The following is a 7,991-nucleotide window of genomic DNA, read 5'->3' as shown; positions in this document are numbered from 1 at the left end:
AAGGTGCCGGCAGTAATCGGCCCGGTTGGCACCCGGTCCGCGCCCTGCACATCGTTGGTCAGTACGTTGCCGGTCAGGGTCAGCTGGTTCTCGGTAGCGGTGACGGCGTTGGTATCCCCTGTCGCAGTCGGCACGTCGTCGACTATCGAAACATCGATACTCATGCTTGCGCTGCTGCCATCGGTGTCGGTGGCAACCACCGTGAAACTCTCGCCAAGCGAGTTGCTGCCATTGCCCGCTGCATGCGCCTCGTTGCCGTTGAGGGTGTAGCTGTAGCTCACTTCACCGGTAGCCGGGTTGTAGCCGCTGATGGTCAGGGTATTGCCCAGGGCCGTGGTGAGCGATTGCGGGAAGCCATTGACCACCCCGGCGCTGATCACATTGATGCCGCCCACCGTCAGCGATTGCAGGCCGTCGGCTGCGGTCACGGTAAAAGTCCCGCTCTGGGTCAGCGCCGCCGCATCGGGGCTGCTGCCGACTGCCAGATTTTTCTCGAACAGCACCAGTTCGCCGCCGTTGATGGACAGCCCGTTGAGCTCCACCGGGTCATTGAGGTTGCTGACATTGAGCACCAGGTTGGCACTGGAGACATCACCATCAGCATCGGTCAGGGTGTAGGCAAAGGTCTCGACGCCATTACCACCGCCATGCAGATTGATGAAATCCGGATCAGCCGTATTCAGCGTATAGGTGTAGGAACCATCGGCAGCCAGTACCAGGGTGCCGTAGGTGCCGACGAAGGTGCCGGCGGTGATCGGCCCGGTGGCAACACGGTCGGCGCCCTGCACGTCATTGGTCAGCACATTGCCGGTCAGGGTCAGCTGGCTTTCTGTCGCGGTGACGGCATTGGCATCGGCCACCGCCCGCGGTACGTCGTCAATCACCGTGATGTCCAGCGAGCCACTGGCTACATCGCCATCGGTGTCGCTGACCAGTACCGCGATGCTCTCGCCGAGCCCGTTGGCACCTGCGCCGCTGGGGTGGGTTTCGGCACCGTTGAGGGTGTAGCTGTAACTGACCACGCCGGTAGCAGGGTCATAGCCGGTGATGGTCAGCAAATTGCCCAGGCCGGTGGTGATCGACTGGCCGACGCCGGTCACCGCGCCTGCGGTGACCACATTGATGCCGCCGACGTTAAGGTTGAACACCCCATCGGGTGCCTGCACGGTGAAACTGCCCGCCTGGGTCAGAGCCGCCGGATTGCTGGCCGAACCCTGGGGCAGACTGGCCTCGTTCAACGACAGCTCACCGCCATCAACGGCAAGCCCTTCGATGCTGACCGGGTTGTCGATTACAGGCAGCGGCGGGGCTGCATCATTGTTGTTGATCAAGCCGACGTCCAGCTGCGGCAACTCGGGAAAGCCGTTGAAGCCTGCGGTGGGAAAGCCAATCTGCGGATCAACGCGCCCGGCCACCTCGTCGAGAATCACGAAAGTATGCCCGCCGCCCAGTGCCCCCGTTGCTCCGCCAGTGCTTGGCCCGGCTGCAGTGGGGTCGGCGTCCTGGCTCGGGTCGGCACCGGCGGCGATGGCTTGCTGGAGTTTCTCCACGTCGGTCAGCTGTGCCTGGCTTGGGGTCAGCGACTCCGGTGTATCCACATGAGGCGCCCGATCCGCCAGCAACTCAGGCGTCAGGGTAAGGCTGCTGCCACGGCCGAGGGTAAGTTCGGCACCGTTTTGCAGGTGGACGGCGACGGCGCCAGCAAGGCCTGTGTCCAGCTGCTCGCCGGCATACACCTTATCGCCTTCGACCAGCGGCCGGCGGCTGCCATCGCTGCCTACAGCGAAGACTTCACCCACCACCTTGCTGACGATACCGATTAACTTAGCCATGAGCGCACTCCTCCACTGCAAATCGGTTGATTGCAGCAAGCGTGCGCTGAACTATCGCGTGGCCAACCCGGTGGAACTACCCCGGGCCAGCACCGAAACAGCCCGGCAGTGCGAGATGATTTCAATGAAATCAATGACTTCGCCTGCCTGAGCTGCGGTGAACGTGATTGAACGAAGTGGCCTAATGACATGTGCCAATAAATTGTCGCCAAACTTCGCCCCGCCTCCATCCCCTCCGCTACATCCATGCCCTCTGCTGCAAAAACACGGGAACTTTCTCTGACGCCCGAAAAAATGCACCCTAGCGCTGATTCCACGGGCTGCCTGATATGAACAATGTCTCGGATTTCTTAGACCGCATAAGTTTTTTTTCGCATAACTCTTATGAAAAAATCTTCTTAGCTGCGCGCGTAAATGTTCTTAGCTCTGTTGTTACAAGCCTGATACGGTTTGACCTCAGGTTTTCGTCACTTTTTTGACGAATCGCAGGACCATTATTAGAAATCAGGGAGAAGTAACCCATGCGCGTTTTGACCCCCATCACCAGCGCAATTCTGTTGGCCATGGCATGTACCCATGCCCAGGCGATGTCACTTAATGAGGCTGTGCAAAGCGCCGTGGACTACCACCCGGAAATCGGCTCCAGCAAAAACAGCCGGCTGTCGGCCGATGAAGACGTGAAGTTCGCCCGAGGCGGTTACTTCCCCACCGTCGACCTGGTGGCCGGTTACGGTCGGCAACGCTCCGACAATACCAATACTCGTGGCTTCAATGCCGACGGCACGCGCAACCATAATAAAGAGACACTGACCTACACCCAGTCCGACCTGCGCCTGCGGCAGATGCTCTTCGACGGCTTCAATACCGCCAACGAAGTCGGCCGTACCGAGGCAGTGGTGAACTCGCGCGCCTACTACACCCAGGCTACCGCCCAGTCCGTCGCCCTGAGCGCCATCGAGGTGTACCTTGAAGTGCTCAAACGCCGTGAGCTGGTAACCCTGGCCAAGAACAACCTGCAGGCGCACCTGCGGGTCAACGACCAGATCGGCCTGCGCAGCGAGCGAGGGGTCGGCAGCAACGCCGACCGCGACCAGTCCACCGCCCGTCGCGCCCTGGCAGAGAACAACCTGTACACCGCCGAGGTCGACCTGGCCGACGCCGAAGCCAGATTCTTTAGCGTCGTTGGTCGCCCGGCCGATGAGCTGGAAACCCCGGTGACCATCAAGGGTGAAGTGCCTGGTGACCTGGCTGCTGCACGCCAGGACATGCTCGAAAACAACCCTTACCTGAAATCCGCCCAGGCCGATGTCAACGCGGCCGAGCAGCAATACGAAGTGGCCAAGTCGCCGTTCTACCCGCGTATCGACGCGGTGCTGGCAACTGGTGCCAACAACAACACCGCAGGTCAGGTCGGCCACGACAACAACGATTGGCAGGCCGGTGTCGAACTCAGCTACAACCTGTTCCGCGGCGGCAGCGACAAGGCCCGCCTGCAGTCCGATGCACACAAGATCAACCAGGCCATGGACATCCGCAACAACGCCCTGCGCCAGCTTACCGAAGACCTGTCGCTGTCGTGGAACGCCATGAACAACGCCCGCGTACAGTTGCCGGCAGCCCGCGAGTATGCCGAGACCACCACCCGTGTGCGCGCCGCTTACCAGGACCAGTTCGGCCTCGGCCAACGCACCCTGCTCGATTTGCTCGACAGTGAAAACGAGCTGTACAACGCCAACCGCCGCTACACCGAAGTGCGCTACACCGAAGAGTTCTCCATGTACCGGGTGCTGGCCAACATGGGTGAGCTGCTGAACAAGCAGCGCATCTCGCTGCCACCCGAGGCGATCGCCAAGAGCGAAGTGAAGAGCGAGGCGCGCCTGCCCGATATGCGCTAAACCCCTCCACCTGCGGCAGGAGTAGGCGACTTTGACCAGTATGCAACCTGCGAGCTCGGCAATAGATCCGCGCCAGAGTTTCGATGACCCGTTACTCGATGGCTTGCTGATCCTTTGCAAGCTGCATGGTTGCACTGTCAGTCGCGCCGGCCTGAGTGCCGGCCTGCCGCTGCCCGAGCAACGCCTGAGCCTTGAGCTGCTGCCCCGGGCAGCGGCACGGGCCGGTTTGCAGGCACGCATACTGCGGCGAGAGCTGGGGGCGATCTCGGCGCTCAACCTGCCGGTACTGTTGTTGCTCAAGGACGGCCGCTGCGCAGTGCTGCGGCGTTGGGGCGATGACGGCCGGGCGCTGATCCTGCCCTGCGAAGCCGAGGGCGGCGAGCAGTGGGTCAGCCGCGAAGAACTCCTGGAAGCCTACGCCGGCGAGGCACTGTTCGCCCGTCCCCGGCATGAACTCGAAGACCTGCGTGCGCCATTGATGCCACGGGTCAACGCCTGGTTTCGCGATACCCTCAAACTCTCACGCTGGCTCTACAGCGACGCCATTCTCGCCAGCCTGCTGATCAACCTGCTGGGGCTGATGGTGCCCTTGTTCGTCATGCAGACCTACGACCGCGTGGTGCCCAACCAGGCCACCTCGACGCTGTGGGTTCTGAGCGCCGGCCTGCTGATCGGCACCTTGTTCGAACTGACCCTGCGCGTGGTTCGCGCCCACCTGCTCGACCAGGCCGGGAAAAAGACCGACCTGATTCTCTCTGCCACCCTGTTCGAACGCATCACCGGCATGTCGATGAAAGCCCGGCCTGCCACGGTTGGCGGCTTTGCCCAGAGCATTCATGACTTCCAGGGCTTGCGTGAATTCCTTACCGCCGTGACCCTGACCAGCATCATCGATTTGCCCTTCGTGGTGCTGATGCTGGCAGTGATCGGCCTGCTCGGCGGCTGGCTGGTGATAATCCCGCTGATCGCCTTTCCGGTGACCATCTTTTTTGCCCTGTTCATTCAGGTGCGCCTGCGCGATACCGTGCAGAAAAGCCTGGCCCTGGGCGCCGTGCGTCAGGCGCTGCTGATTGAAACCCTCGGCGGACTGGAAACCCTGAAGGCCTGCAGCGCCGAAAGCGAGCGCCAGTACCAGTGGGAAAGCACCCACGGCGCCCTCACCCGCCTCGACGCCCACGCCCGCAACCTGTCGGCGCTGGCCACCAACGGCACGCTGTTCATCCAGCAGTTCTGCGGCATGGCCACCATCGTTGCCGGGGTCTACAGCATCGTTGCCGGCAACCTCAGCGTCGGCGCGCTGGTTGCCAGCTACATGCTCGGCAGCCGGGTGCTGGCACCGCTCGGGCAAATCGCCGGGCTGATCACCCGCTACCAGCAGGCGCAACTGACCATGCGCAGCACCGATGCGCTGATGGCCCTGCCGCAGGAGCGCCAGGCAGGCCAGCAGCCGCTGGAGCGCACCCAGCTGCATGGCGGCCTCGACGTCAGCCATGTGAGCTTTCGTTACCAGGGGCAAAACGCCGCCGCCCTCAATGGCATCAGCTTCAGCGTCAAGCCGGGTGAGCGCATCGGCATCATTGGCCGCAGCGGCTCGGGCAAGAGCACCCTGGCGCGCCTGCTGATGGGCTTCTATGCCCCGGACGAAGGGCAGATCCTGCTCGACAACCTCGACCTGCGCCAACTCGACATCGCCGACCTGCGCCATCAACTGGGCTACGTCGCCCATGACCTGCCGCTGCTGGCCGGCAGCCTGCGCGACAACCTGACCCTTGGCGCGCGCTATGTGAGCGATGCGCGCATGCTCGAAGTCGCCGAGCTGACCGGCGTCAGCGAACTGGCCCGCCAGCATCCGCAAGGCTTCGACCGGCCAGTGGGCGAGCGCGGCCAGTTGCTCTCCGGCGGCCAGCGCCAGGCAGTGCTGCTGGCCCGGGCGATGCTGCTCGAACCGCCGATCATGATCCTCGACGAACCCACCAGCCACATGGACAACAGCAGCGAAGACCAGTTGCGCCAGCGCCTGCATGGCTGGGTGCAGGGCAAAACCCTGCTGCTGGTCACCCACCGCACCTCGATGCTCAGCCTGGTCGACCGGCTGCTGGTGCTGGACAACGGCAAGATCGTTGCCGACGGGCCGAAGGAAGCGGTCATCGATGCACTGCGCAAAGGCCGCGTTGGCGCGGCACTCTAGGGGGTCCATCCATGTCCGTAAGCCAAGGCCTGCGCAGTTACTTCCAGAGTTTCGGCAAGACCGCCGAACGCGAGTTCATGCCCGATGTGGCCGGCGCCACCCTGCAGGACTCGCCGCGCCTGTCACGCATCACCGTGTGGCTGGCCGCGGGTTTATTGCTGGTTGCCCTGCTGTGGGCCAAGTTCGCCGTGCTCGATGAAGTAACCATGGGTGAAGGCAAGGCCATTCCGTCGAGCAAAGTCCAGGTGATCCAGAACCTTGAAGGCGGCATCGTCACCGAGATCTTCGTCCGTGAAGGGCAGATGGTGAACAAGGGCGATACCTTGCTGCGCCTGGACGACACGCGCTTTCTGTCTAACAAGGGCGAGAGCGAAGCCGACCGTTTTGCCCTCACCGCCCAGGTCGAGCGCCTTTCCGCCGAAGCCGAAGGCCGGCCGTTCCAGCTCTCCGAAGAAGTGCGCAGCAAGGCGCCACAGGTGGCTGAAGACGAGCTGTCGCTGTACCAGTCGCGCCAGCGCCGGCTGACCAGCGAAAAGCAGACCCTCAACGAACAACTGCGGCAGAAAACCCAGGAACTGGCCGAATTCCGCTCCAAGGTCGAGCAGTACCGCTCGGCCCTGGCGCTGCTGCAGCAGGAGCTGAACATGTCGACGCCGCTGGTCGGCACCGGAGCGATCTCACCGGTGGAAATCCTGCGCCTCAAGCGCAGCGCCGTTGAAGCCCGCGGCTCGCTCAACGCCACCAGCCTGGCAATCCCCCGCGCCGAAGCGGCGGTGGCCGAGATCAAGAGCAAGATCGAAGAGTCCGAAGCCGGGTTTCGCTCGGAGGCGGCCAAGGAGCTCAACGAGAAACGCACCGACCTGTCTAAGATCACTGCCTCAAGCATCGCCATCGATGACCGGGTAACCCGCACCACCGTGGTTTCGCCGGTGCACGGGATCATCAAGCTGCTCAAGGTCAACACCATCGGTGGCGTGGTCCAGCCCGGCAGCGACCTGCTGGAGATCGTGCCGCTGGAAGACAACCTGCTGATCGAGGCCAAGGTGCGTCCCCAGGATGTCGCCTTTCTGCACCCCGGGCAGTCGGCAATGGTCAAGTTCAGCGCCTACGACTACACCATCTACGGCGGCCTGAAGGCCAAGCTCGAACTAATCAGCGCCGACACCGTCACCGACGACAAGGGCAATGCCTTCTACCTGATCCAGGTGCGGACCGACAGGAACCACCTGGGCGGTGACAACAAGCCGCTGTTGATCATCCCTGGCATGACCGCCACGGTGGACATCATCACCGGACACAAGAGTGTGCTCGATTACCTGCTCAAGCCGGTGCTCAAGGCACGTACCGAGGCGATGCGCGAACGCTGAGGCGTTCGAGGGCTGCTGTACGCAGCCCATCGCCGGCAACGCCGGCTCCCACAATATGGACTGCCCTCAAGGGTTGGATTGGTGTCCAGTTTCTTGGGGACAGATCCAATAGATCTGCATTCACTGGACCTGGACTGCCCACAAGGTTGGATTGCTGTCCAGTTTCTTGGGGGCAGCCCAATAGATCTGCATTCACTGGACCTGGACTGCCCCAAGGTTGGATTGCTGTCCAGTTTCTTGGGGGCAGTCCAATAGATCTGCATTCACTGGTCCTGGACTGCCCCCAAGGCTGGATTGCTGTCCAGTTTCTTAGGGGCAACCCAATGGATCTGCATTCACTGGACCTGGACTGCCCCCAAGGTTGGATTGCTGTCCAGTTTCTTGGGGACACTCCAATAGATCTGCATTCACTGGACCTGGACTGCCCCCAAGGTTGGATTGCTGTCCAGTTTCTTGGGGGCAGTCCAATAGATCTGCATTCACTGGTCCTGGACTGCCCCCAAGGTTGGATTGCTGTCCAGTTTCTTAGGGGCAACCCAATGGATCTGCATTCACTGGACCTGGACTGCCCCCAAGGTTGGATTGCTGTCCAGTTTCTTGGGGACACTCCAATAGATCTGCATTCACTGGACCTGGACTGCCCCCAAGGTTGGATTGCTGTCCAGTTTCTTGGGGACAGTCCAATAGATCTGCATTCACTGGACCTGGA

General features: G+C 62.0%; 4 protein-coding genes. 3 read left to right on the top strand and 1 reads right to left on the bottom strand.

Annotated features, from left to right (window positions below):
• Positions 1-1,832, bottom strand: a 1,832-nt coding sequence (locus ABIE20_RS27520; RefSeq protein ID WP_429508712.1) for a retention module-containing protein, incomplete at its 3' end; no start/stop codon positions are given.
• Between the two features lie 521 nt (positions 1,833-2,353).
• Between ABIE20_RS27520 and ABIE20_RS27515 the strand changes: the two genes are divergently transcribed.
• Genes ABIE20_RS27515 through ABIE20_RS27505 form a run of 3 tightly spaced genes read left to right on the top strand, consistent with a single transcriptional unit; the run spans position 2,354 to position 7,282 of the window.
• Positions 2,354-3,727, top strand: coding sequence for a TolC family outer membrane protein (locus tag ABIE20_RS27515; RefSeq protein WP_429508711.1), 1,374 nt, complete (start codon positions 2,354-2,356; stop codon positions 3,725-3,727).
• Positions 3,728-3,767: 40 nt separating this feature from the next.
• Positions 3,768-5,915: a type I secretion system permease/ATPase gene (locus tag ABIE20_RS27510; RefSeq protein WP_429508713.1), complete on the top strand. Its 2,148-nt coding sequence runs from the start codon at positions 3,768-3,770 to the stop codon at positions 5,913-5,915.
• An 11-nt stretch (positions 5,916-5,926) separates the two neighbouring features.
• A complete protein-coding gene (locus ABIE20_RS27505; RefSeq protein WP_429508710.1) occupies positions 5,927-7,282 on the top strand; it encodes an HlyD family type I secretion periplasmic adaptor subunit in 1,356 nt (451 codons plus the stop codon).
• Positions 7,283-7,991 lie beyond the last annotated feature (709 nt).

The sequence above is a fragment of the Pseudomonas sp. 2835 genome (assembly GCF_050435905.1).
In the GTDB taxonomy this organism is placed as follows: Bacteria; Pseudomonadota; Gammaproteobacteria; order Pseudomonadales; family Pseudomonadaceae; genus Aquipseudomonas.
This window is presented reverse-complemented; position numbering and strand designations above follow the sequence as displayed.